Source organism: Desulfosporosinus sp. OT, assembly GCF_000224515.1.
Taxonomy (GTDB): Bacteria; Bacillota; Desulfitobacteriia; order Desulfitobacteriales; family Desulfitobacteriaceae; genus Desulfosporosinus.
Genome location: NZ_AGAF01000264.1, coordinates 1 through 24,576, shown reverse-complemented (window position 1 = coordinate 24,576; position 24,576 = coordinate 1). Strand labels below are relative to the sequence as shown.

At 42.9% G+C, this 24,576-nt stretch carries 23 protein-coding genes, 1 tRNA gene and 1 pseudogene; 19 read left to right on the top strand and 6 right to left on the bottom strand.

Features of this window, described 5'->3' with window-relative positions; genetic code table 11:
- The 8 genes and pseudogenes from DOT_RS25700 to DOT_RS25665 all read left to right on the top strand — a co-directional run.
- A pseudogene (locus DOT_RS25700) lies at positions 1-195 on the top strand (RecX family transcriptional regulator); the annotation flags it as partial.
- A gap of 280 nt (positions 196-475) precedes the next feature.
- Positions 476-2,023, top strand: a complete 1,548-nt coding sequence (rny, locus tag DOT_RS25695) for a ribonuclease Y (protein WP_040413502.1) — start codon at positions 476-478, stop codon at positions 2,021-2,023.
- A 471-nt stretch (positions 2,024-2,494) separates the two neighbouring features.
- Positions 2,495-2,995: a hypothetical protein gene (locus DOT_RS25690; protein ID WP_009624534.1), complete on the top strand. Its 501-nt coding sequence runs from the start codon at positions 2,495-2,497 to the stop codon at positions 2,993-2,995.
- Between the two features lie 194 nt (positions 2,996-3,189).
- On the top strand, positions 3,190-3,972 hold the full coding sequence (locus tag DOT_RS25685) for a TIGR00282 family metallophosphoesterase (protein ID WP_009624533.1): 783 nt from the start codon (positions 3,190-3,192) through the stop codon (positions 3,970-3,972).
- Positions 3,973-4,110: 138 nt separating this feature from the next.
- On the top strand, positions 4,111-4,371 hold the full coding sequence (locus DOT_RS25680; RefSeq protein WP_009624532.1) for a stage V sporulation protein S: 261 nt from the start codon (positions 4,111-4,113) through the stop codon (positions 4,369-4,371).
- Between the two features lie 83 nt (positions 4,372-4,454).
- On the top strand, positions 4,455-5,408 hold the full coding sequence (locus DOT_RS25675) for a dipeptidase (protein WP_009624531.1): 954 nt from the start codon (positions 4,455-4,457) through the stop codon (positions 5,406-5,408).
- A 40-nt stretch (positions 5,409-5,448) separates the two neighbouring features.
- Positions 5,449-6,294 (top strand): PHP domain-containing protein, encoded by an 846-nt coding sequence (locus tag DOT_RS25670; protein ID WP_009624530.1) that lies wholly within the window; start codon positions 5,449-5,451, stop codon positions 6,292-6,294.
- A 99-nt stretch (positions 6,295-6,393) separates the two neighbouring features.
- Complete coding sequence (locus DOT_RS25665) at positions 6,394-6,660, top strand: hypothetical protein (RefSeq protein ID WP_009624529.1); 267 nt, start codon at positions 6,394-6,396, stop codon at positions 6,658-6,660.
- A 27-nt stretch (positions 6,661-6,687) separates the two neighbouring features.
- Here the strand turns inward: DOT_RS25665 and DOT_RS25660 are convergent, their stop codons facing one another.
- Positions 6,688-7,188 carry an HD domain-containing protein gene (locus DOT_RS25660; protein WP_009624528.1) on the bottom strand — a complete coding sequence of 167 codons (501 nt, stop codon included), beginning with the start codon at positions 7,186-7,188 and terminating at the stop codon, positions 6,688-6,690.
- A 169-nt stretch (positions 7,189-7,357) separates the two neighbouring features.
- On the opposite strand from DOT_RS25660, the gene guaB reads away from it, so the two are divergent.
- The 6 genes from guaB to DOT_RS25630 all read left to right on the top strand — a co-directional run bounded on the left by guaB (position 7,358) and on the right by DOT_RS25630 (position 13,599).
- On the top strand, positions 7,358-8,812 hold the full coding sequence (gene guaB, locus DOT_RS25655) for an IMP dehydrogenase (protein ID WP_009624527.1): 1,455 nt from the start codon (positions 7,358-7,360) through the stop codon (positions 8,810-8,812).
- Between the two features lie 57 nt (positions 8,813-8,869).
- Positions 8,870-9,205, top strand: a complete 336-nt coding sequence (locus DOT_RS25650) for a hypothetical protein (protein ID WP_009624526.1) — start codon at positions 8,870-8,872, stop codon at positions 9,203-9,205.
- Between the two features lie 5 nt (positions 9,206-9,210).
- Complete coding sequence (locus tag DOT_RS25645; protein WP_009624525.1) at positions 9,211-10,374, top strand: glycerate kinase; 1,164 nt, start codon at positions 9,211-9,213, stop codon at positions 10,372-10,374.
- A gap of 142 nt (positions 10,375-10,516) precedes the next feature.
- Positions 10,517-11,095: a TetR/AcrR family transcriptional regulator gene (locus DOT_RS25640; protein WP_009624524.1), complete on the top strand. Its 579-nt coding sequence runs from the start codon at positions 10,517-10,519 to the stop codon at positions 11,093-11,095.
- Positions 11,096-11,170: 75 nt separating this feature from the next.
- Complete coding sequence (locus DOT_RS25635; RefSeq protein ID WP_009624523.1) at positions 11,171-12,238, top strand: P1 family peptidase; 1,068 nt, start codon at positions 11,171-11,173, stop codon at positions 12,236-12,238.
- 113 nt (positions 12,239-12,351) lie between these two features.
- Positions 12,352-13,599 (top strand): hypothetical protein, encoded by a 1,248-nt coding sequence (locus DOT_RS25630; protein WP_009624522.1) that lies wholly within the window; start codon positions 12,352-12,354, stop codon positions 13,597-13,599.
- Here DOT_RS25630 and DOT_RS25625 read toward each other — a convergent pair.
- Complete coding sequence (locus DOT_RS25625) at positions 13,577-14,977, bottom strand: ATP-binding protein (RefSeq protein ID WP_009624521.1); 1,401 nt, start codon at positions 14,975-14,977, stop codon at positions 13,577-13,579. The genes DOT_RS25630 and DOT_RS25625 overlap by 23 nt on opposite strands.
- A gap of 272 nt (positions 14,978-15,249) precedes the next feature.
- Here DOT_RS25625 and thpR point away from each other — a divergent pair, with 272 nt between their 5' ends.
- The 3 genes from thpR (at position 15,250) to DOT_RS25610 (ending at position 18,467) form a co-directional block, all read left to right on the top strand.
- On the top strand, positions 15,250-15,810 hold the full coding sequence (thpR, locus tag DOT_RS25620; protein ID WP_009624520.1) for an RNA 2',3'-cyclic phosphodiesterase: 561 nt from the start codon (positions 15,250-15,252) through the stop codon (positions 15,808-15,810).
- Positions 15,811-15,854: 44 nt separating this feature from the next.
- Entirely contained in the window at positions 15,855-16,307 is a 453-nt protein-coding gene (locus tag DOT_RS25615) for an N-acetyltransferase (RefSeq protein WP_009624519.1), read from the top strand.
- A 573-nt stretch (positions 16,308-16,880) separates the two neighbouring features.
- Positions 16,881-18,467, top strand: coding sequence for a prenyltransferase/squalene oxidase repeat-containing protein (locus DOT_RS25610; RefSeq protein WP_009624518.1), 1,587 nt, complete (start codon positions 16,881-16,883; stop codon positions 18,465-18,467).
- 64 nt (positions 18,468-18,531) lie between these two features.
- Here the strand turns inward: DOT_RS25610 and DOT_RS25605 are convergent, their stop codons facing one another.
- The 4 genes from DOT_RS25605 to DOT_RS25590 form a co-directional block, all read right to left on the bottom strand.
- Positions 18,532-18,753 (bottom strand): hypothetical protein, encoded by a 222-nt coding sequence (locus DOT_RS25605; RefSeq protein WP_009624517.1) that lies wholly within the window; start codon positions 18,751-18,753, stop codon positions 18,532-18,534.
- Between the two features lie 146 nt (positions 18,754-18,899).
- The gene (locus tag DOT_RS25600) at positions 18,900-19,676 is read right to left on the bottom strand and encodes a hypothetical protein (RefSeq protein ID WP_009624516.1); all 777 of its coding nucleotides are present in this window, start codon (positions 19,674-19,676) and stop codon (positions 18,900-18,902) included.
- Between the two features lie 139 nt (positions 19,677-19,815).
- Positions 19,816-20,058, bottom strand: a complete 243-nt coding sequence (locus tag DOT_RS25595) for a hypothetical protein (protein WP_009624515.1) — start codon at positions 20,056-20,058, stop codon at positions 19,816-19,818.
- 449 nt (positions 20,059-20,507) lie between these two features.
- Positions 20,508-20,583: transfer RNA gene (locus DOT_RS25590), tRNA-Ala, on the bottom strand.
- 526 nt (positions 20,584-21,109) lie between these two features.
- Between DOT_RS25590 and DOT_RS25585 the strand changes: the two genes are divergently transcribed.
- Positions 21,110-21,682, top strand: coding sequence for a lactate utilization protein (locus tag DOT_RS25585; RefSeq protein WP_009624513.1), 573 nt, complete (start codon positions 21,110-21,112; stop codon positions 21,680-21,682).
- Positions 21,683-23,851, top strand: coding sequence for an L-lactate dehydrogenase (quinone) large subunit LdhH (ldhH, locus tag DOT_RS25580; RefSeq protein WP_009624512.1), 2,169 nt, complete (start codon positions 21,683-21,685; stop codon positions 23,849-23,851).
- Positions 23,852-24,576: the final 725 nt, after the last annotated feature.

Below are 24,576 nucleotides of genomic sequence, written 5' to 3'. Positions count from 1 at the left end.
CAAGAGGGTGAGCGTTGGGATCAAAAGGTTCATGAGAAAGATCCCAAGAGGCAGGTTCCGCGTGATTTATGGCTTCAGCAAAAAGTTGCTCGCAAGCTTATTCAACGTGGTTATACCTCCGACATGGTGAGAAAAGTACTTTATCAGATTAAAACCACTAATAATCGGGACGATGAGACATTAGATACTAGGTAGACCTAGTGTATAAAATGCACCATTTTAGGACAAGCTTGACATTGTTTGCAAATGATATTAAAATCTTAGCAGAGACCTGTCTCTGTTAAGATTTAACCTTTAAGGTTTTCTTATAGATTTCGTAGTAGTCAGTTAAATATACGGTTTTTTGACTAACGAGAGTTGTAGGAAACGGGGGAAAAACTCCCGTCTTTAAGGTTATGCTTAATGTGACTGGTTTTGGGAAACCAGTTTTTTTTATTTGAAAAATAGAATTTGACAAACAAGGGGGTGTGCACGTATGTTGGAAACAGTTATTATTGGATTAGTCGCCATATTAGTGGGGTTAGCTTTAGGTGTTTTAGCAGGTTGGCTTATTCGTAAAAACACTGCTGAAAAGGGTATTGGATCTGCAGAAGAAGAAGCAAAACGTATTGTCGAGAATGCCTATTCTGCAGCTGAAAGTAAGAAGAGAGAATCGGTCGTTGCTGCCAAAGAAGAAGTTATGCATATCCATAATGAAGTGGAAAAAGAAACTCGAGAACGGCGTAACGAACTCCAGCGGCTTGAACGACGCTTGCTCCAAAAAGAGGAGAGCTTAGATCGCAAAATTGAATCGCTTGAACGCAAAGAGGAAAATATACATCGCAAAGAAAGCGAAGTAGAACAACAAAAAGAAGAGTTAAGCCTGCTTGTTGGTCAAGAGCAAGCTGAACTAGAGCGCTTATCCGGCATGACCTCGGAAGAGGCCAAACAGCTATTGCTGAAAAGAGTTGAAGAAGAGGTTCGCTATGAGTCGGCGATCATGATTAAGGAAATTGAGACTCGTGCTAAGGAAGAAGCAGAGAAACGGGCTAAAAATATTATTGCTTTGGCTATACAGCGGTGCGCTGCGGATCATGTAGCTGAAACAACAGTATCGGTTGTGGCGTTGCCTAGTGACGAAATGAAAGGTCGGATTATTGGCCGTGAGGGGCGTAATATCCGTACTTTGGAAACTTTGACAGGAATCGATCTTATTATTGATGATACTCCTGAGGCCGTGATTTTATCGGGGTTTGACCCCATACGCAGAGAAGTTGCGCGAATCGCTCTCGAAAAACTTATTGCCGATGGTCGTATTCACCCTGCACGGATTGAGGAAATGGTTGAAAAGGCTCAGAAAGAAGTCGACCAAAAGATCCGCGAAGAAGGGGAACAAGCAACATTTGAGACAGGCGTGCATGGTTTGCATCCTGAGTTAATTCGTTTGCTCGGTCGACTCAAATTCCGTACAAGTTATGGACAAAATGTCTTGAAGCATTCGACAGAAGTATCTCATCTGGCAGGTTTGATGGCTGCGGAGTTAGGCATAGATATACAGCTTGCCAAGCGGGCAGGTCTCCTTCATGATATTGGCAAGGCCGTCGATCATGATATGGAAGGGACTCATGTCCAAATTGGAGTTGATCTAGCTAAAAAATATAAGGAATCAAGTGATGTTGTTCATGCAATTGAAGCACATCATAACGATGTTGAGCCGAAAACCTTGGTTGCCGTCCTTGTTGCTGCTGCTGATGCAGTTTCTGCAGCACGCCCAGGTGCACGCCGAGAGACCTTGGAAACGTATATTAAACGTTTGCAGAAGCTAGAAGAGATTGCGGAGAGCTTTGAAGGGGTCGAAAAGTGCTTTGCCATTCAAGCTGGACGAGAAGTTCGTATTATTGTTAAACCTGACAAGATTGATGATGTGCTCGCTCCACGTGTCGCGCGCGAGATAAGTAAGCGGATCGAAGAAGAGCTCGAATACCCAGGGCAAATTAAAGTAGTGGTGATCCGTGAAACCCGAGCAGTTGACTTTGCAAAATAGTTAGATCTAAGAGATGTTAAAACAGGCGATCCTGCGGATCGCCTGTTTTTGTCATCCAAGCGCATAGACTCAGCCAAGTTTTCTTTATACTAGTCAGAAAGTATAACTTATCGTTTATACTTTCTGGAAGGTCCCTTCTCGCCATCACGGCACCTTGCCATCCATGGCGGCGCTCTAACCTCGAACATCCTGTTCGAGTCTTGGCTACAGGGACACTCGGCCATCCTTGGCCAGCGCATAAATGCAACTAGGGCAGCCGCCTTCGCCAAGGCTAACATGAAGGCTAATGAGTGCGAAGACATGTCTTCGTGGGCGCCAACCAAGTTTTCTTTATATCATTCTAGAAGTTTGATCTTGCACTAAACCAAATATGCCCAACTGATTTGAGCAACGTCTATGCAGGAAAAAGCAGTCCTATGCCGAATAGTTGTCATGTTAAGGATAGTGTAATAGAGAGGACTGAAAACAAGGATGAAATATAAAGATGGAGGACGTGTTCAAGACGGAGTAGGACTATTGACCTCAATTCTGTTGAGATACTCTGAGGTAGGCTCGGTTCATTATTGGCGTGAACAGCATGCCCTTAAGTTTACCTTTATGATAACGCAACACGATGAACTCTCTTCTTTCCAAGAAATCCTGAAACCTGCCTTAGAACTCTTCCATCAGCTTGAGGGACAGAGTATGCGGGTTTTTGATATTGCCTGTCGGAGCGAGGAAAACGTATGTGTTATCACAGTAACCCGGGATGTCGATAGTATGAGTCAACGTGAAGTAGGGCTCATTGTTGAACTTCTAAAACGAGAATATAAACAGAATTTAGTCTACGATGAAATGAATCTGCCCGAAGATGAACAGGTTTTTCAGGAAGAAATGATTAACCACATGCTGTCTTCAATTCAGACGCATGATATTGATAAAAACGTCGTCGCTTTGCGAGAAGAGGGTCGAGTATTGGTATTTAAGAATTAGGTTTGCGAGGCGCGAAGCGCGATGTTCGATATTTAATACTTGATATTTGATATTCGAGCCTTGAACCTCGAACCGGATAAACTGTATTAAAATGAAGAATAATAGCATTCTATGAATATTGTTTAGGGGTGGTGGGCGATGTGCAAATTTCGAACCTCGCGCCTCGAACCTCGATTTAGAAGGGGGCACGTTCGTTGCGAATACTTTTTATTGGAGATATAGTGGGTAAGCCTGGAAGGGAAGCTGTTAAACGTTTCTTAAAACCACTTCAGGCGGAATATAAAGTTGATATAACCATTGCCAATGCAGAAAATGCCGCGGCTGGAAAAGGATTAACAAAAGATGTTGCTGAAGAACTTTATAAATATGGAATCCAATTCTTGACAATGGGGAATCATGTTTGGGATCAAAGAGAGATTATGAATTTTATCGATCATGAGCCAAGACTTGTCCGGCCAGCAAATTATCCAGTTGGAGCACCGGGACAAGGGCATGGTTTTATTCGGGCGATGGGAAGAAAAATTGGTGTTCTTAATTTATCCGGTCGTATATTTTTACCCCCACTGGAGGACCCCTTTAGTGGAGCTATACGTTGGATTAATCAAATTAAACAAGAGACTCCTATTATCATAATCGATTTCCATGCCGAGGCAACTTCAGAAAAAGTTGCGTTGGGCTGGTTTCTCGATGGTAAAGTCAGCGCTGTTGTGGGAACTCATACCCATATTCAGACATCAGATGCCCGTGTGCTTCCTCAGGGAACAGCTTATATTACAGATGTCGGTATGACAGGACCAAGAGATTCTGTTTTGGGAGTAAAAAAGGAAATTATTATAAATCGCTTTTTGACCCAGCTTCCCGCGAAGTTCGAGTTGGCAAGCGGCCCGGTACAGATTAATGCTGTGATCTTAGATATTGATGAGGAATCTGGAAAAACTAGTAAAATTGAAACGATTCAACGCTTTGCTGATGCCTAATAAAGGCGTTTTCACATAATTATATAAAAAATCTGAAAATTCTTTAGAGAAAAGAGGATTTCGCCTGCTTGCTCTCGAATACATATATTCAAAGTTGTGGCAATACTTGTAAACCAATTCGAGCAGGAGGATGTTTCTATGGATGTTTTAAAAGTTTCAGCAAAATCGAGTCCGAACGCTGTCGCGGGTGCCCTCGCAGGGGTTCTTCGTGAGAGCGGTGGCGCTGAGCTACAGGCTATTGGAGCAGGAGCTCTCAATCAAGCTGTCAAAGCTGTAGCAATTGCTCGTGGTTTCGTGGCTCCAAGTGGAGTCGACCTGATCTGTATCCCGGCATTCACCGACGTTGTAATTGATGGAGAAGAGAGAACTGCTATTAAGTTAATTATTCAGGCACGTTAAATGTCACTTGAGTATCACCTGTTTGCTATAATCATAGCAGACAGGTGCTTTATTATGTTGTTTAAGAGGAGGGGCTCGTTGTTATGAAAAAACCCTATATAATTGATGGGCACTGCGATAGTCTAATTCATTTTGTAAACGGTGAGAGGACACTCCAAGACCCTTCAGAGGGAGGACATTGGGATATTCAGAGAGCAAGGAGAGCAGGAGTAGCTCTTCAATTCATGGCTGCTTTTATTGAAACGAGGTATAAACCGTCATCAGCTACGTGGCGTGGATTACAACTAATAGAAGGGGCCCATCGATTTATTGGGGATCATCCTGATCAGATATTTCTTGTTCAAACGAAACTGGACCTTCAACAAGTACCAGACTCAGCTCGGATAGGTATTTTGTTGAGTGTAGAGGGTGGAGAAATCCTAGGTGAAAGCATCTTTATGCTTGATATTATTTTCAAGCTAGGTGTCAGGGCCTTAGGGCTGACCTGGAATCAACGTAATGCCTTGGGCGACGGGGTTGGCGAAGTTGGCACTCAAAGTAGATTAACGCAGTTGGGCCAGGAAGTTGTCCTACGCATGAATAAACTTGGCATGCTTATTGATGTCTCTCATCTGAACGAAGCCGGATTTTGGCATGTCTTAGAACTTTCGAATGATCCCATCGCTGCTTCCCATTCTTGTGCGAGGGCCCTTTGTGCTCATCCACGAAATCTAACTGACCAACAACTTCGTGCTTTGGCAAAAAATAAAGGGGTAGTCGGAATTAACTTTTATCCCCGATTTCTGAAAGAGGCGGGCAAGACGACTCGAAATGATGTGGTACGTCATATTTGCCATATCGCAGATGTGGCTGGGGTAGAAACGGTCGGGTTAGGATCGGACTTTGATGGAATTAGTGAAGCGCCTGATGGTCTTGGGCATGTCGGCGACTACGACTACCTGCTTAATGATTTGACAAAGAGAGGGTTTTCCACCTCGGAGATTGAACAGATTACTGGTTGTAATTTTAGGCGTTTATTATCTGCTGTGCTAAAATAAGAGAGAAAAAAATAAAGTTCCCTTGAAAAGGGGTGAAAGAGTGGATCATTCAGCATTTTCCCAGTTCGAAGCAGATTTGCATTGCCATACAACAGCATCTGACGGATTGTTAACACCAACAGAGCTTATCTGCTCAGCTGCAGAGTTGGGTTTAAAAGGAATTGGCATCACAGACCATGACACGATCCAGGGATGGCAAGAGGCAGAGGAAGCCGGAGAAAAACATCAGATCAGAATACTTAGAGGGATCGAGCTTAGCACGGAGTGGCAAGGTAAAGAGGTTCATATTCTTGGATACGATCTAGATGGTTCATCCAGCTTCTTAAACGATAAGCTGAGGTATTTACGCCAAGCTCGTGAACACCGCATGCTAAAGATTCTTGATCGTTTGGAAGCTCAGGGGATTGATATTAACGTTGATGAAGTGCAGCAGTTTGCTCAAGGAGAATCCATCGGGCGTCCACATATTGCCCATGCTCTGATGGAACGGGGATATGTGAGTAGTATTGGGGAAGGTTTTGATCGCTACATTGGGATGGGGGCTCCTGCTTATGTTCCGCGCTATAAGATGACCCCAGAAGAGGGGATTGAATTAGTGCGGGCAGCACACGGTGTTGCGGTTCTTGCCCATCCCGGTGTCCATCGTTTAGAGGAAGGAATTCCGACTTGGGTCAAAGTTGGACTCCAAGGCATCGAGGTTTTCCATTCCGACCATAACCCTGAAGACGAAAGAAAGTTCCATACTATTGCGCAGAAGTATCAGCTACTGATAACAGGAGGCTCGGATTTTCATGGAGAAGCACTTAAGCCCGGTGTGAAGCTCGGGGGTTGGGGAGTGTCTCTTAATGTGATTCAACAAATCCTTGATCTAGCAGAGCGAAACTAGTTGAGATGCTCAAGAAAGAGTCTTTAATTAGGGCAGGGTTAAAATGTGGTTCCTCGGCATAGAATACTAGTGTAGTTAGAGCCGAGGGGGCGAAAGTCATTGGATGCCATAGATGAATTGAAATTACTTAGGGCTCGTGTTGGGGAGCTAGAGCAACGTGTTGAACACTTAAGAGTAAGCCGCCGGGTACTTATGAACCTGTTAGAAAAAGTCGAAAGAGAAAAGGTGGCCTTAGTTCACCGGCTCGAAAAGGAAAACGTGCGTTTACAACGAGATAACAAACGGTTTGCTAAGTGGATTTTTTCAAAAAACAAAGAAATTGTGGAACTTCAAGAAAAGATGGAATCATCAGAACAAAAAGCATGAGCCTACTCTTTGGCGACTCATGCTTTTTCAATGCGCATTATCAGCATTTGCTAAGATACTTCCTAGCTCTGTGTTAGGAGCATGATGCTCGCGGATCAAAAGACAAATCTCAGGGTTTAAACCTGCTTCCTGAGCTAAACACCCGCCCCAAGCGGCGTGATGCGTGGCAATTTCTAAGGGTAAGGCGAAAATTGTCTGGCTAGTCTCGAGGCGCGACCAGATGCACTGGGGCATTTTTTGCATTAAAACAATAAATACACGATGCCAGAGGCGAATGGAAACGATAGATTTCCCACAATCGTGGAGGAGTGCAGCGGTGAGCAGGTTTTGGAATTCGGAATTAGATACAGCATGTTGATGCTTCATGATACTTTTTGCCACATCAAGAGCGTGACGTTGTTCTGATCGGGACTGCTTGAGGAAAAGTGAACAGGCTCCAGGGGACAAGTTATTCATTGCCCATTTTATTTCGGAAGAATCAATCTGAGGAAAGAACGCCTGAATGAATTGATGCACTCGGTAGAACATGTTTTCACCTCCTCGTATTCTTCATCATAGTGAACATAAACTTGGTTTACAAGTAGTATGGAATAGTTTGCTTCAGAATAGGGGAAAAATTAATACAAGAACTAATCCTATCCTTATGATCGTATTTCTGGTATACTAATTAGAAAACTATTTATGAAGGGAGCTAATCATGCAGTCCAATCGTATTATCAAAGAAGCAGCACTTACATTCGATGATGTTCTCATTGTTCCAGCTAAATCGGAGGTTCTGCCACGAGATGTAGAAGTCAGCACGTATTTGACCAAAAAGATTAAACTCAATATTCCGCTTATGAGTGCCGGAATGGACACAGTCACAGATTCTCGTATGGCGATTTCCATTGCGCGGGAAGGCGGAATTGGGATTATTCATAAAAATATGAGCATCGAACAGCAAGCCTTAGAAGTCGATAAGGTTAAACGATCGGAACATGGGGTTATTACCGATCCTATTTTTTTACACCCCGATGACACGATTAAAGAAGCATTAAAACTCATGGAACGTTATCGAATCTCTGGGGTCCCGATTACAGCTGAAAGAAAACTTGTCGGAATATTGACAAACAGAGATCTGCGCTTTGAGAAAAATTATGACCGTATGATTTCAGAAGTAATGACCAAAACAAATTTGGTAACAGCTCCTGTAGGTACGACCCTTGAACATGCTAAAGAAATATTAGGACAACATAAGATAGAAAAGTTACCAATTGTTGATTCCGAAGGAATCCTGAAGGGTCTTATTACAATTAAGGATATTGAGAAATCACGGCAGTATCCGAACTCAGCCAAAGATGACCGCGGTCGATTACGGGTGGGGGCTGCCATTGGTGTCACTCCAGATCTGTTAGAACGTGCTGAAGCGTTAGTTAAAGCTGGTGTTGATGTCATTACTTTAGATACGGCACATGGACACTCTAAAGGCGTTATTGATACCGTAATAGCTTTAAAAGAGCGTTTTCCGGAGACACAGCTGATTGCAGGCAACGTAGCAACAGCAGAGGGAACTCGCGAATTGATTGAAGCGGGCGCTGATGCGATTAAAGTTGGAATTGGACCAGGATCAATTTGTACGACGCGTGTCGTTGCGGGAATAGGAGTTCCTCAAATTACTGCCGTTATGAATTGTGCTGAGGAAGCAGAAAAATATGGGATTCCGATTATCGCAGATGGAGGCATTAAGTTCTCTGGTGATATTGTAAAGGCCCTAGCGGCCGGTGCTCGGGTTATTATGATCGGAAGCCTCTTCGCTGGGACAGAAGAGAGCCCTGGAGAAATGGAAATCTATCAAGGGCGGAGTTTTAAAGTTTACCGGGGCATGGGATCAATCGGTGCAATGAAAGCAGGAAGCAGAGATCGCTACTTCCAAGAAAAGGATCAAAAGCTTGTGCCTGAGGGCATCGAAGGTCGTGTCCCCTTTAAAGGACCAGTTTCTGAAACGATCTATCAAATGATTGGGGGATTGCGTGCCGGGATGGGGTATTGTGGAACTCCAAATATCGAGGCTTTGAGAACCCAAACCCGCTTCATGCGCATAACAGCTGCAGGACTTCGCGAAAGCCATCCACACGATGTGACGATTACCAAGGAAGCGCCAAACTACAGCTAATAAATAGAATTGGGGAGAGAGTCTCAACTCTCTCCCTTGTTTTGATGGGGGGTAAGCATGAATTCTGCTTTTTGGCGCTATTTTCTTATTTTAAGCTTGCTCTTTATCTTTTGGGGCGAGTTTTTTGTTTCAGATGGATTACTTAGCCAACTGACTTTTAATTTTGCAGTTTTTTATCCACTGGGTTTTTTGGTGGGGTATCGTTCCCGGCCGGAGAACCTGCGTTCTGCATATCTTGCTGCTATTATATTCAATACTTTGACCTATTTGGTTGCGGTTATTTCAGGAATTCCAATTGAAGGTTGGACCTTGGTAGTTTTAGATTTTATTAGTCTTTTCATTTTTCTTAAGATCGGAATGATTATGGGACATCGTGCTCAAGCTAAGGAGTGATAATAATGAGAATCGTCATTGCCCCAGATTCTTTCAAGGGATGTTTAACTGCTTTAAACGTAGCTCTTGCGATGAGCAGGGGTGTTCAACGGGTGTATCCGGAAAGTGTGATCGATCTGATCCCGATGGCAGACGGGGGAGAAGGCACGGTGGAAGCTATACTTAGCTCGGTAGGTGGAGAAAAGATCGAAATCAAGGTCTCAGATCCCTTGGGACGGCCGATAAGGGCAGCTTATGGACTTATTGACGAGGGGAATACGGCGATTATTGAAATGGCTGCGGCTTCCGGATTAACGCTTTTGAATGATGAGGAAAGAAATCCTCGCTTGACTTCCACGCAGGGTACTGGTGAACTTATTCTGGATGCGCTGGAGCGTGGCGTTAAGAAAATTCTCCTAGGTATAGGTGGAAGTGCGACGAATGATGGCGGAGCTGGCCTGGCGGTTGCATTAGGGGTTAGGTTGCTCGATGCTCAGGGTAAAGATTTGCCTCAAGGGGGAGCAGCGCTTGCCAACCTTATCAATATTGATATGTCTGGAATAGATCCTCGCCTATCAAAAGCAGTGATCGAGGTGGCCTGCGATGTTCAAAATCCACTATGTGGTTCAGAAGGGGCAAGTGCTGTTTATGGTCCTCAGAAGGGTGCAAATTCTGAGGATATCCGAGTTCTGGACGCAGCTTTGCAAAACTTAGGTGAACGTTTGAGCGAATACGCGGGTACAAATCTGCTAAAATTAGTTGGTGGAGGCGCGGCAGGCGGACTTGGTGCGGGAGTCGTTGGTTTTCTAGGAGCAAAATTGCGACCAGGGTCACAAATGGTTTTAGAGGTAGCTAATGCCGAAGAGAAAATTCAGCACGCAGATTTAGTACTAACTGGCGAAGGAAGGACAGATTTTCAGACAGCTTACGGTAAAGCACCAGTAGGGGTTGCAGCTTTAGCAAAAAAGTATGAGATTCCTGTACTTGTCATTTCAGGATCTGTGGAGGGCCTTCCTGATCTTCTCACTGACAGTGGGGTCGCAAGCTGTTTCAGTGTTTCTGAAGGGCCGACAACCATTGAAGAAGCATACAAGAAGGCGGAAGATCAGTTAGAGCGGGCAGTTTGGAGGATCCTAACAGTTTGGAAACTTGGGGAAGAATCAGCTCGTGTGAAAAACAGGCCGATGTGATAATTTGATAAATTCATTCTGCATGCAGAGAAGTAAAATTTTTGAAAATCCCTGGAAAAAGAAGGAAAAATATGGAATTTGGAGAATGACTAATAGAAGTTTACTCCTTTGCTAACACATCCATATTAAGGGGGATTTTAAGATGCAGGATATATCTCGTCGAGAGCGCAAGAAAAGAGAAACTCGCGAAAAGATCTTCTCTAACGCCATGCAACTTTTCCGCTTGCAAGGATTTACGGCCACCTCCGTCGAGCAGATTACACAGTATGCTGACGTAGGTAAAGGAACCTTCTATAACTATTTTCCTACGAAAGAAGCCGTCATTTTAGAATTTTCGCGACGTACATGTCAAGATCTTGTCAACAATGGCCGCCAGAAGCACAGTTTGAGTACTCGAGAGCGACTTGAGACCCTGCTTCAAGATTGGGCTGAATTCATGATCAATGACCGGGAAATTGCTTGGGTTACTGTACGGAATCGCGAAGGGGCAGATTATGATCTGAGTTTGCACTATGGTCTGCTCGCTATTTTAACTGTTGGGCAACAAAGTAACGAAATTAGTCGTGAGTTTGATCCGGCCTTTTTGGCTGAAAGTCTAGAAGGAATGATGATACAACATTTTATGCGCTGGTTTGTTTCAGGTGTGGGGGATTTGCATGAAGAGGTGAATCATGCACTCTCTGTCTTTTTAGATGGGCTCTCTGAAAAGCAAGAGGCATAACAGGAAATTCATAATAGATAGGGTCTGTTCATATCCCTTCGTTGTTTTTAATAGAGTACAACGGGGGGATTTTTTATGCAAAATAGAAGAACGCCAAGGAGTTTAGGCCTTTGGCTGGGACAACTGCCAACAGGTCCATTCAATGATATTTCAGATGTTCCTGGAGTGCGGGTAGGAAATGTATCCCTAATTCAGGGCAATGGGCCGTTGGTTCCGGGAAGAGGTCCCGTTCGAACGGGTGTGACAGCGATCTTACCTCGTCCAGTCAATCTTTATCGTCAACCATGCCGTGCGGGGATCGAGGTTTTTAATGGGTATGGAAAGTCAATCGGCGTTCCTTTCATCCAGGAAATGGGGTTTTTGAACTGTCCTATTTTATTGACGAATACTCTCAGCGTTAACGATGTTGCTAACGGCGTTATCACCTATCTATTACAACAAAATCCCGAGATTGGAAATGATGCCCGGACACCGAATATTGTGGTCATGGAATGCGATGATTCATATTTGAATGATATTCGAGGGCGACATGTTAAGCCACGGGATGCGATACTTGCTCTGCAACGGGCGACAAAAGGGCCAATAGAGCAAGGTAACGTGGGAGCTGGAGTCGGTATGTCTTGTTTCCAAATGAAAGGTGGTATTGGAAGCGCTTCCCGTATCGTTCAAGATCAGAATGGGCGCAACTACATTGTTGGAATGCTTGTTCTGGCTAATTTTGGCCTCTTGCGTGATTTCCTCTTTTCAGGTGTTCCAGTGGGTCAATTTCTGTCTGTGTTGGCAGAGGGTTATGTTCCGGGTTCATTAATACTTGTGGGAGTGACGGATGCGCCCTTATCACGCTGGCAGCTTCGACAACTTGCGAAGCGAGTTAGTTTGGGAATGAGCCGGACAGGTTCGATCTCGATGACCGGAAGTGGCGATTTTTGTTTAATGGTCAGCACCTATTCATGCGAATTTAAGGATTATTTATCCGATTGGAAACTGGATCAATACTTCAGAGCTGTGGTAGAAGCAACTGCAGAAAGTATTTGGAACGCCTTGTTTATGGCTCAAACTATGGAAGGACGTGATGGACACATCCGTTATGCTTTGCCTATCGAGGAAACGCTGCAAATTGTTCGAAGATGGCCGGGAGGATAGGGTCTCTTAGAGGAATAATGGCAATAAATAGCTTGGAGTTTTCATAAATGTGTCATGATCTTCGCCTATAGCGCGTAAACATGCATATGAAGAAAATCTAAGGGAGGTTCATTGTGAGTATCACCTGGAACATGATCTGGGAAGCTCATTCTGACTTATTTATTGCTCAGAACTGGCTAGAATGCCCAGAAGACAAAAAGAAGGCAAACCGTCTCCCACCACAGTTTACTTACTTTATGGGCGGTGAGACGACTTTAAGAGTTGGTATCATTGCCAGTTCTTCTATTATACGTGAAGAGGAGTTCTTTCTGGCTGGTGTATTATGGGGTAATCGAATCAGTAATGGTGCTAAAACCGTGATCTATTTTGTGGCCCCTAATTTTTCAGTGGCCTTTTTAAATGGAATCGCTAAAATTGGAGGAACTATCTCCGCACGGGCAGTTTATTGGCGCGAAAAACTTACGCCTAGTTTATACCTTATTCCTGAGGAGCAACTAAGCAGCCGATCACGTTACGCTCTGGGAGAAGAACGCCCAGATTGGAAACGCTGGGGGCAAAGACTGAATCCAGTTGCTTTGCAACAACTCATGATTGTGAAGGTGTTTTTTGATGATTTAGTCAGTCGACAGGTTCGTATTGAAATAAAACCTCAACAGATTGCTTTCCTTTGGGGAAATTTTGAGATTGCTGAAGTTCGTCGCAAAGGTAAGAAATTTGAACTAAGCACCAAAGTAAAGTGGCTTAAGAATAGTGATCAAATATTGAAGTGGCAGAAACAGGGTTGGGTGGATGCTTCAGGCTCACTTAATTCGGAATTTTGCACAACTATTTTGAGTATCCTCGATTACCTCGAATCTCTTGAGCAAGAAGGCAAACTGCGTCCTCAAGATCTCCTAGCTTTATGGCTTCATCAAAGTGGTGGCATTATTAAATCAGTCTGGGGGAGCCCTTGGCCTTGGCCATGGCTTCCTAAAGAGCGTGGAGAGAACTCAGTGCTCGAACTGGAAGAATGGTATTTTTTCCAAGGCAATGGGCAGTTAAGTGTCGTATGTCCAATTTTTGAGAAGCCGCTTGCTAAAGCCGCTCGAAGTATTCTGTTGACATGTGTTCTGGAAAGAAGCTTTCTTTTGGTTCACGCAAAAGATGAGCAGGGGGATTCGTTAGTATGGGATGGCCGAGTACATTGGTTAACAACACTCGGCATGGAGGAAGAAATTCGCCGTTGGTACTGCTGGCTAAAAGATGTGGTCAAATTTCCGATCTGGACGTTACCTGAAAATTGGCAGGAAAAAGGAATTTATGAACTGAATTCTCAAAGCACACTTATGAACCATTTACTTATGCAGAAAGGTTACTCGTAAAATTCGATAAACAGGGTAAATCAATCAGCACTTCAGTTCCACTAGTGGGTTCTGAGAAGTGAAGTTTACCATGGTGAGCGAGGACGATTTGTTGGGCGATGGTTAACCCCAGTCCAGTGCCTTCATCTTGTGTGGTGAAGAACGGATCAAGGACACGATGACGGAGGTTTTCTGGAATACCGGGGCCGTTATCGATAACGCTTAGGCGTACGTACGAATCGTGTTCCGTGATACGAATAGTAACTTCTCCTCCTTTGGGTGAAGCTTCAAACGCGTTATTCAATAGAGACAGAAGTGCCTGAGAAAGTTGTTCATGGTCACCCATAACATAGACTGAATGAGCGGAGAGCTCAAGAACAAGGGTAACACCTTGCATGAGACAAATGGGCTGAATCATTTGCGTCAGAGCATGAACGGTTTTTGTCATGTTGACGGGTGCCATTTGAGGCGCTGAAGGGCTTGTTACAAGAACGAATTTATTGAGCATTTGGTCGATAGAATGGATTTCATCCAGCATAAGTTGCTGATATGGTCGGAAGGACTCAGGCCATTGTTCGGGGGAGATCAGTTGCATAAAGCCTTTGAGGGTTGTTAGGGGGTTGCGGATTTCATGGGCTAAACCCGCAGAGACCTGGCCGATAATGGAAAGTTTAGCAGCTTGCAAATAGGCTTCTGAGCTTTTTTTTTCTTCACTGATATCGTAAATTATTAAAAGAGTCCCCGATGGAATGTCATAGTCTAGTAAAGGCCGAGTTCGAAATCGTAGGTGTTTGTTATCTTGCGGAGTTTTCCAGATGAATTCACCGGTAACTGGTGAGTTGGTAGGTTGAAAGTTATGCAAGATACCTAAAACATCCGATATAGGTTGACCAATTAAAGATGATTCGGATAACGATAACAGAAGGGTCGATTGAGGATTGGATTCTATTATAACCGCTTTATTGTCTAACAAGATAACCGCTTCTCGAGTGTAGTCAACAGTTTGAATTAAGGGAGGATCTTGTCGAAGCAACACACGCATCGCTTTGATGTGAGATTGATGAAGTAGGCGTTCTTGTGTTTCTTTGCGGACGTAGAGAAACACTATCCCCAGCAGGAAGAGAATATTAACCAGAAGCAACGGGATTATAGGATGACTAGAATACACTTGTGAAGAAACCACGAGCATTGTTGCCGATAATATCCAGGCTTTGCCCCAAGTGCTTAACCAAAGCTCAAACCATAAAATGATCGTGAGGACAGGAAAGAATAGAAGAATAAGACGAAAATAAATAGGAAGTGGTAAGATATTAATTATGGCAATGGTTATAATAAGAACAAGCGATAAAAATAACAAGACACTTTGGCGATGAAGAAAACGAATTTTTAGGGAAAACACATTATACAATCCCCCCTCCAATAAAGACAATGAACAACACTGAAATAGTGTACCATAATGAAGCGCGGAAAAATGTAAAAAAAAGGAGATATATTAAAAGAGTAAAAACGCCGCAAACAGGCTTAGAATCTCCAAATATGTAAACTTGTTTTCGAAAAGGACGCTAGAAAAATACGACAAATTTAGCGGGAATGCAAAAATAGGACTTTGGAAGTAACTTCTTCTTGTTTAATAGGGGGGGTTTCTGAATAGGGCATAAGGCAGGGGTTTGTGTGCGTATTTTTGTAAGTATTGGTTGGTCTCAAGAGACAATCGCTTTTCTTCAAACCTGGCAAGTTAAATTGCAACAAGAGTATGGCATTAAAGGATATTGGCAGAAGCCAAATAACCTCCATTTAACCTTGAAATTTCTTGGTGAGGTTGGGGAATTGAAAATTAAAGATATTCATAAAGCGCTTAAGGAAGTAGGTTCCCAATTTTGCCCTTTTGAGATTATCTTTCAGGATTTAGGTGTATTCCCGACTATCAAAGCTCCGCGTATTCTATGGATGGGTGTGCAAAGTACAGTACTTATCTCCCTCCAAATTGCCATAGAGAGTGCCCTAAGAAACATAGGCATAACTCCTGAATTTCGTAGCTATCAACCACATATAACCTTAGCGAGCGGTGGAATCGATGGAATCAACGAGAATATCTTGAAAAAGGATAGAACAATCCTCAGAACCGAAACTGTCGCAACATTTGAGTTGATGCAAAGTGTCAACGAACGAGGTGGCCACATTTATCGTTCAATAAGAAGCTATCCGCTAAAAAAAGGAGATGCAACAATATAAGAACTGTTGTATAATTATACAAAATGTATAAAGGAGAAAAAGAGATGAAGTTACGTAAGGCGCGAATAGCGGACGTCGAAGAGATGATGTTATTGATTAATAGTAATGCAGAGCAAGGACTTATGCTCGGCCGATCACGAAATATGCTTTACGAAAATATTCGTGAGTTCTTGCTGGCTGAAGTAGACGGGAAGTTGGTGGGGGTTGCGTCACTGCATATTCTATGGAGTGACTTAGCAGAAATTCGAGCGCTAGCAGTCTCCAATGATTATAAACGAAGAGGCATTGGAACACAGATCGTTAAGGGACTTGAAGAAGAAGCGAGGGAATTGGGTTGTACTAGGCTTTTTGCTTTGACTTATCAGCCTGAGTTCTTTAAATACTGTGGTTATGAAGAAGTCAGTAAAGATCAAATGCCCCAGAAAGTTTGGTCTGAGTGTATTAATTGTATTAAGTTTCCAAATTGTGATGAGATTGCTGTGAGTCGGATGCTTTAGGGAGGAAGTTTCTTAGCCCGTTCGCACACGCTGCATTGCTATTCGCTTGACGCTAAGGCTAAAACGCAAAACCTCAGGATGTTCTGCATGTGAACCGTTGCGTTTCTTAACGCCTTATCGCCCGCGCTCATTGACGCGATTCCGCTAAAGCGCTCTCTAAGCTAAGAAACTTCCTCTGGGCTTGGGTCGACGGGGATTAGAACGAAGGGAGACATGTGACGCCTGTTTGTGTTAAGACACAAATGCGCTTTGCGTGCAACTGGGGACGGTTCGTGGTTGCATACTTGCTTGGTTGTTGCATAAACGCAAAACCGTCTGCGGCTCATTGACGTGATTCCACTAAAGTGCTTCTCTAAGCTTAGAAACTTCCTCTGATTTGGATTGCCGGAGGATGGAGCAAGTTGCTTGTTGGAAAACACCATATTTAATTAATAGTTATATTTTCAGATTATATAAGTACGAAGGAACGTCGAACCTTAGGGTTCGGCGATTTCTTCTTTTTTGAACAATTTTCCTCCTTCTAACATAAATCATACTATGGCATGCGCTAAATATAAGGACGGAGACGGTGCTATGGATCTTAAAAACGAAGTCCAAGAGGGCCTTAATAATGCTAGGCATTTTGTAGTTGATGGTGTGGAACAAATCTTGTCAGGAAATCTTGACGAAACTCACGGTGTATCTCCAAGCCCAGGGGCTACAGCGCTAGCCGCACTGGCTTTGCTCGCAGTTGGAAGGGGATTTGAGACCGCTCAACAACGAGGTATTCAATGGTTAAGGCAGAATCGTCAAGGAGGATGGGGAAAGTTTCCTGGTGACAAACCGGATGAAGAGATTACTCAGATCGTTGAGACGGTTCTTCAAGGGAGCCAAGGTGGGTGGATGGCTAGAATCATTATCTTATCTCAAGCACGGCAATTTTCCCAGATGATCTTGTCGTTAGGGCAAAGAGTGGTCCCGGGGTTGGAGGGACCTACGCCGGAAGAGATCTTGCTCCCGACTATTTTGGAAGATAGAATCTTAGCCAAGCTACCACTTTATGGTCGGCCAGTTGTTGTAGCGGCATCACTCCTCGCCTCTAACTCTCAAGAGGGAAGTCAGAAAGGCATTCAGTACCTTTTGAAAACCCAAATGTCTGACGGTTCTTGGGCAGAGGATATTATTGCAACGAGTTTGTCAATTCTCGCGCTTATGAATAAGGGAGGCTATGCGGAACAAACACAAAGAGCCGGACGGTGGTTAGTACAAAAACAATATCCAGGTGGTGGGTGGCCTGCCTTTGATCAACTAAAAATATGGGCGATAGGTTGGGCTGCTAGTGTCTTTGGTGAGACAGCTCAAAGGCCTGCAGATATTCCTTGGATAGGTCAAGCGGTAGATTGGTTAAAAAGAGGACAAAATGTAGACGGGAGTTATGGTAGTACCCCTCCATATACTCACCCTGATTTGGACGATACGGCAGTAGCCTTGATCGGTTTACATCAGGTGCTTGGAGAACAGAATCAATTGGGCGTAAGTCTCCTAAAGCGTCTACAAAATACTGACGGGAGTTGGGGAACATTTCCCAGCTTTCAAGGTACACCTCCCCAAGTCTCTTCCGAGTTACCAGTATACATTCCGAGCGTTGATGTTAGCATTCATGTTCTTGAGGCATTATGGTGGCGTACACGTACGCAAGATGAAAAAATATGGCGAGGTATAAATTGGATTTTAGCCCAGCAGGACGATCAAGGTGCCTTTCCAGCATCATGGTTCGAGGGGCCAGTTTATAGCACAGCCCAGGCCTTAGAATTACTCAGTAAATGGAAGTTTAGTTGGGAACGGTGGAATACTGCACGCCACATTTTAGGGGCAAGAAAGAAAGCACAAGAGTTTTTAATAAAAGCTCAGAGCAGTGATGGGGGCTGGGGTTCTGTTGTCGAGACCAGCTTGTCTCTTTCCGGGTTATGGCGGTATACAAGAATAGTTCCCAGAGGAGTATTGGAAAAAGGAATAAGGAATCTTCTCGCTGCTCAGAACAGCAATGGTTCGTTTGAACCTTCTTACCGTGGGGTATATGCAAAAGGATGGAACTATGAAGAACCCTTAACTACGACCCTGACAGCCATTCGTGCATTACAGAGGTATCAACGTTTGTACAAGGCCTCATTCTTTAGGTAAAAAGTCAATTGTGTGAATAAAACCCCCAATCACTTATTCAGTTCGAAAAGCGATTGGGGGTTATTTAAATCGCATGTTTCTTTGGATGAAGAACATGGCGCCGAGAAGTTCTGCGTATCTTCTCAGAACGTTGTTTGAGAATCGTATGAAGGAAATTCCATTGTAGATCGAGATAGGCGTTGGTCATCTCGTATTCACTCAAGCCTTTGGAGCGGAGATAATCCCGAGAGGATGTTTCGAAATCACGGATAAATCCTAGAACTTCTTCACCATGAGTTGACAGCATTTTTCACCCTCCATTCGAGTACTTAACGTTAGTATTGTCCGATTTTGCCATAATATATTGACTTATCCTTATTATAGAGAATTACTCTTGAGAAAACTGTTGGAATAGGGCATTAAACTCAGGATAAAAGAGGAAAGATTGCTGAACTAATGAGATTTATTGTATATTTGTGGGGAATGAATAGGTTCTGACTGGTGACGCCATAGTGAAAGATCAAAGAGAAATCGGTTACCAGCTCGGTAATGATGTTTGGCTTTAGGTGGATTTCCAAGAATAACATAACAGTCTGCCAAAGTATGATGAATGCTTGCTGTATAGCTTATAGCAAGGAGTTTTTGGGTAAGCCAATGGGCTCCATTTCTAGGGAAGCCATTTTGTTTAGCAATATGTAAACTCCGCTCGAACATTCGCACAGCTTCAGGAATTTTCTCGATTTCAATGAGAGCCCGACCTTGAGTAGTTAGCAGAAGTGGGTCGATTAAGGCATAAGGATTATCTCGCAAAACATAGAGTGCACGTTTCGCTTCGCCTTCTTTCAGAAGGATGTCTCCAAGTGTCATGCAGAGCAGAGGGTCATGGGTGGGTAAAAATTTTTCGAGCAGAGAAATAGCTTGGGCAGGTTTATGAAAGTAGTAATAAAGTTGGCAAGCAAAACGAGCAATCGATACAGGACTGGTGTCTTGAGAAATAGCGTGGGCCATTCGTTTTGCGGTTATCTTTTTTTCAGGAGGGGAAAAATTCTTTTTTTTAAGCATGGCGATATAGGAAATAGCGAGGCCGCCTCCCAGAATAAGTAGGCCGATCTTTAAGCCAAAACGCCAGAGAGCAATCGCACAGGTAAGCATTGTAAACGTTGCTAAGAATAAGAAATAATATAGTTTTTGAACATAGAGAATTTCTGAATCGAATTGAACACCTTGCATTCCATCCCCCCCATTTATAGTACGGCAGAAAGTGAACAATTAGAACATAGAGAAAAGGGAAAAGCTTGGAGGCTCTTCCCTTTTGTTCGGTCAAATAAAATGGATTAACTAGTTATGGGTTATTCATATTTCAGATTTATTAAGAATGTCCTAGTTCACTGGCAACCTCTAAATTTGCCTCATTGTAAAAGTTGTTTTTAAGTTGTTCGTGTTGTGGTTGAAAAGTCTGCTGCCCTTGTGTTTGCCCTAATCCCGGAGGTTGAACTTGAGAAGACTGATGTTTCAACTCATTATAAGCATGTTTCAACTTGGAATATTTATCCTTAAGTTCTCCTAATTCACTGGCTAAATCTTCTCGTGTGGCTTCATCTTTGTGGCTCAAAAAAACGCCTCCTTAAACATTTAACTTCTAAATAGTGTTTCCCGAATTAAAGGAATTATGTTTGGCTTATAAAGTCGTGTTGATAAAGATACTGCTCGACCAATTGACATGCTCTATTTGATTGTGTAATAAATAACTCTCCTTGCTAATAGCATTGACACAGAATATTCCAACCGTGTGATAAGAAAATGATCCTGACAGGATTAAATTCTTTTCGCCAATAATAAGCAAGAAAGAAAGAATACCCCGACATTGCTGGGGTATTCTTATTTATAATTTAGGCATCAGTTTATTGCATGACAAAAATAACTAATTGCCATGGATAACACGAAAAAATAGTATAAGGTACATAGAGCTCCCCAACGAGACTTTAGGCCCAACAAACAGAGGAACTATATTGCGTAATAAAAAAAACCCTTGAACACCAAGGGCTTCAGCATATTCATTATTGGTGGAGGTAAGCGGGATCGAACCGCTGGCCTCTAAAATGCGAATCTAGCGCTCTCCCAGCTGAGCTATACCCCCAATTATTAATTATTATAATACAATAAACTAAAATTGCAAGTTTTTGAACTCGCTTATCCAGCATTATAGAAAATCTAAAAAAATTCGAGGATTTCCGCGTCCGGAAATCCTCTTCTGCGCAAGGCCTTTAGAACATTAACTACTAGGCTTCACTTATTTAACCATAACGCAAATTTTGTCGAAAATCAATTGGTAATATCTAGGTAACGAAATAACTAGTGTCCAAGGCGTGTAAAGGAAAGTTGGGAACCTTTCCGTTTACAACGTTTGTCATACGAAAAGTCCTCCTTTCTTAATATGGATTACATTATACAACAATAACTCTGAAATGGGTACAGTCAGTTTAAAAAACTTACTTTGTTCGAAATATTTAAAATTTAGATAGCAAAGATATTGTATTTTCGTTTGAAATATTCTAATATTGAACAAACAGACGGTATGATGGTCTGACCATAAACTTCATAATAGTTTAGTCAGTCCACAAAAAAATATTGTTTTGCAGAAATCATCAGAGGAGGAAGGCCCCATGGACCAAACGAAGGAATTATATCTACAATTTAAAGCTAAATTAGAAGCGGTGTCTGGTGAATGTTATCGTGTCAAAACAGCAAAAGAAGCTGGCGAACTTGTTAGAAACGTTCTGAAAGAAAAAGGAGTTCAAAATGTAGCTCTCCTAAATGATTCTATCTCCCAAAAAGGAAATTTTGCTAATCAATTAGACGAAGCAGGTATAGATGTAAAATTAGACCGTTTTCGAGAAGTCACACCAGATGCGCAGGCTGGTATATCGCAAGTTAACTATGCTATTGCTGAACTGGGAACTCTTGTTCAGGCCGATGCAGATGCTAATGTTGATCAGCGCCTGTGTTCTACCCTTGTTCCAATTCACGTCGCCCTTGTTTACACATCGAAACTAATACCTACACTAATGGAAACCATGGCAACCCTACATCGCCTTCCTCAAATCCCAGGATTTGTTGGGTTTATCACAGGCCCTAGTAGAACTTCGGATATTGAACGTGTTTTGACCATTGGGGTTCATGGTCCGAAGCAACTCGTGGTCGTCTTTGTTGATGAGCAAATAGAAGGGGTGGCTTAAATGGCAGACAAACAATTCAAAAAGAAAATTGGAGATGCTCTTGGAAATAACGTGTTGCGTGGAGCTCTAGGTCGTTTTGGAGATGCTTATACTACAGCACGTGAAAAAGCGTATGAAGGATATGACTTTAAAGCGATTAGTGAAAATATTGAGCGAGTTAAGTCCTATGCAGCAAGTCACTTAGATGAAATGCTGGATCAATTCGAAAGAGAAGCTACTACAAGAGGCGCTAAGGTTTATCGAGCCACTACGGGTGAGGATGCAAAACAATATATTCTAGAGTTAGCCAAGAGCCAAAGTGTAAAACGGGTTGTGAAGTCTAAATCTATGGCTTCTGAAGAGATTTTGCTCAATAAAACGTTGCTGGCTGAAGGTATGGATGTACAGGAAACAGACCTAGGAGAATGGATTGTCCAGCTCGCTGGGCAACATCCTTCTCATATGGTCCTGCCAGCAATTCATATGACGAAAGAAGAGGTTGCAGATACATTTACCAACCACTTAAATCGCTTGAATGAGCCAGAAATCTCGGAACTTGTGAAAACGGCCAGGGTAGAACTCCGCAAAAAATTTCTAGAGGCTGATATGGGCATTTCAGGGGCCAACATTGCAGTTGCTGAGACGGGTACCTTGATCATGATGACCAATGAAGGTAACGCCCGTCTAACAGCCACTCTGCCCCCTGTACACGTTTATTTAGTAGGCATAGAAAAAATTGTGCCCAAGTTTGAAGATGCTGGGCACATTATCCAGGCACTTCCGAAGAGTGCTACCGGTCAGAAAATTACTAGTTATGTAAGCATGGTAACCGGCCAAACACCAGCCTATTACCCTGATGGTACGGTAAAGGATAAGGAATTTCACATTATCTTGATGGACAATGGACGACGTAAGATGTATGAAGACGAGAAGTTTAAAAAGACATTTCAGTGCATTCGATGTGCATCTTGTCTTAATGTTTGTCCTGCTTTTCAACTAGTGGGTGGGCATGTTTATGGACATATTTATACAGGTGGGATAGGTACTATCTTAACGAATTTCTTAAACTCGGAAAAAGATGCCCAAAATCCTCAAAATCTTTGTCTGCAATGTGGAAAATGTTCCGAAGTATGTCCAGGAAAATTAGATATTCCAGAGATGATTTTAGAGATAAGAAACCGCATGGGAGAAAAACAAGGGCTCCCGTTCACTCAAAAATTTGCCTTGGATGTGGTTTCTAACCGGCGGCTGTTCCACTCACTCTTACGTACAGCATCTATTGCGCAAAAGCCGTTCAGCAAAGGACAGCCAGTTATCCGTCATTTACCTATGTTTTTGTCTGGACTTACGGAAAAGAAGAGTTTACCGACAGTTGCCAAGGTTCCTTTCCGTGATGTGTTCAAAACTATAAAGCAAGATGTAAAAAAACGGAAAGGGACAATTGCACTCTATGCGGGCTGCCTTATTGATTTTGTCTATCCGAAGATCGGCGAAGGTATGATTGTTGCGCTGAATGAAAAAGGTTATGAAGTAGTATTCCCTGATGGACAATCCTGTTGCGGTGCTCCGGCAACGTATATGGGTGACCGAAAAAATGCTCGTAAATGTGCGATTATGAATATTGAAGCCTTAGAAGCTGAAAAGGTCGATTATGTTGTCACTGCCTGTCCAACATGTACACATGCTCTTATAGACAGTTTCCAAGAACTCCTTCAAGATGATCCTGCCTTAGTGGCTCGTGCTGAAGAATTGAGTCGTAAGTCCAGAGATTTTTCTAAATTACTATTTGATCTAGGCGGATTGAAGATTGGGGGAGATGGGGAGCCACTGAAAGTTACTTATCATGATTCCTGTCACCTTAAACGGAAACGGGGAGTTTCAGCTGAACCTCGAAAACTTTTGAGTGATACCTTAGGGGTTCAACTTATCGAAATGAACGAATCTGATCGATGCTGTGGTTTTGCTGGTTCTTACTCTATAAAATTCCCAGAGTTATCGGGCCCCATTATGGAACGCAAACTGGGTAACATTGAAGCGACTGGTGCAGATGCTGTTGTTGTTGACTGCCCGGGATGTCTGATGCAAATCTCAGGAGGGCTAGATAAGCGAAATCCTGGAATTAAAGTGATACACACGGCTGAACTTCTCCTTGAGAAAAGAAAAAAGGCGCCTAAAAAGAATAAGAAGTAGTTAGTTCGATGTTATTAGTATAAAAACTACATTTTTCTACCGAGGATTTTAATGCTAGTATCAAGAAGTAAGCTAAAGGAAGCGGACAACCTTTGATCCGGAAGGTAGTAAGGCAATGCGTTGCCCCGAAAGCGAGCGAAATCGTGTTGAGGAGAGAGGTTGTTGGCTAGAGAGGGCAGAATGGAGTTTTCCATTTCATGAGCTGACTTTGTTTTTGTTTAAGATTTTGAGGGGAACGATTTTCAAAAATTTGAATTCCAAAACTGTGTTGTAAAGGAATCAAAGCTACGCGCCCTTACAAAAGTCTGAATGAAGCTTGTAAGTTTATGGAGGGGGCCCGTTTCTAAGCCTCACAAAGCAAATGGTTTTCCCTAATGTTCCTGCAGCACATTAGGGAAGGGAATCTCAGGATTGCACCTCTGTAAAGCAGAGTGGGTCGTTGCGAAAGCTGAGAACAGTTAAAAAGTCTCAAGGGATAACAATCCTTTGAGACCTTTTTTTTACTATCAGAAAGTATAAACTTCGTTATATACTGCAAGAAGGGCTAATCCGTGCGAAGACAGTGTCTTCGTGGGTGCCAGCCAAGTTTTCTTTATACACTTTATGCCATTGCGTAGACTGGATTTTTGACAAAGGGACAAATTAGCAGTGGATTTAGCTCAGCCAGATGGAATTTTTATAGTTGCCTAAAGGAACATCTCTAGCGCTAGGAGGAATTCGTAAGG

What these genes read in the sequence shown, in the direction of transcription:
- DOT_RS25690 (WP_009624534.1), top strand. Translation starts at nt 2,495, where the DNA reads ATGAAATATAAAGATGGAGGACGTGTTCAAGACGGAGTAGGACTATTG.
- DOT_RS25645 (WP_009624525.1), top strand. Translation starts at nt 9,211, where the DNA reads ATGAGAATCGTCATTGCCCCAGATTCTTTCAAGGGATGTTTAACTGCT.
- DOT_RS25675 (WP_009624531.1), top strand. Translation starts at nt 4,455, where the DNA reads ATGAAAAAACCCTATATAATTGATGGGCACTGCGATAGTCTAATTCAT.
- DOT_RS25635 (WP_009624523.1), top strand. Translation starts at nt 11,171, where the DNA reads ATGCAAAATAGAAGAACGCCAAGGAGTTTAGGCCTTTGGCTGGGACAA.
- DOT_RS25640 (WP_009624524.1), top strand. Translation starts at nt 10,517, where the DNA reads ATGCAGGATATATCTCGTCGAGAGCGCAAGAAAAGAGAAACTCGCGAA.
- DOT_RS25615 (WP_009624519.1), top strand. Translation starts at nt 15,855, where the DNA reads ATGAAGTTACGTAAGGCGCGAATAGCGGACGTCGAAGAGATGATGTTA.
- DOT_RS25610 (WP_009624518.1), top strand. Translation starts at nt 16,881, where the DNA reads ATGGATCTTAAAAACGAAGTCCAAGAGGGCCTTAATAATGCTAGGCAT.
- DOT_RS25650 (WP_009624526.1), top strand. Translation starts at nt 8,870, where the DNA reads ATGAATTCTGCTTTTTGGCGCTATTTTCTTATTTTAAGCTTGCTCTTT.
- ldhH (WP_009624512.1), top strand. Translation starts at nt 21,683, where the DNA reads ATGGCAGACAAACAATTCAAAAAGAAAATTGGAGATGCTCTTGGAAAT.
- DOT_RS25600 (WP_009624516.1), bottom strand. Translation starts at nt 19,676, where the DNA reads ATGCAAGGTGTTCAATTCGATTCAGAAATTCTCTATGTTCAAAAACTA.
- DOT_RS25680 (WP_009624532.1), top strand. Translation starts at nt 4,111, where the DNA reads ATGGATGTTTTAAAAGTTTCAGCAAAATCGAGTCCGAACGCTGTCGCG.
- DOT_RS25585 (WP_009624513.1), top strand. Translation starts at nt 21,110, where the DNA reads ATGGACCAAACGAAGGAATTATATCTACAATTTAAAGCTAAATTAGAA.
- guaB (WP_009624527.1), top strand. Translation starts at nt 7,358, where the DNA reads ATGCAGTCCAATCGTATTATCAAAGAAGCAGCACTTACATTCGATGAT.
- DOT_RS25660 (WP_009624528.1), bottom strand. Translation starts at nt 7,188, where the DNA reads ATGTTCTACCGAGTGCATCAATTCATTCAGGCGTTCTTTCCTCAGATT.
- DOT_RS25605 (WP_009624517.1), bottom strand. Translation starts at nt 18,753, where the DNA reads ATGCTGTCAACTCATGGTGAAGAAGTTCTAGGATTTATCCGTGATTTC.
- rny (WP_040413502.1), top strand. Translation starts at nt 476, where the DNA reads ATGTTGGAAACAGTTATTATTGGATTAGTCGCCATATTAGTGGGGTTA.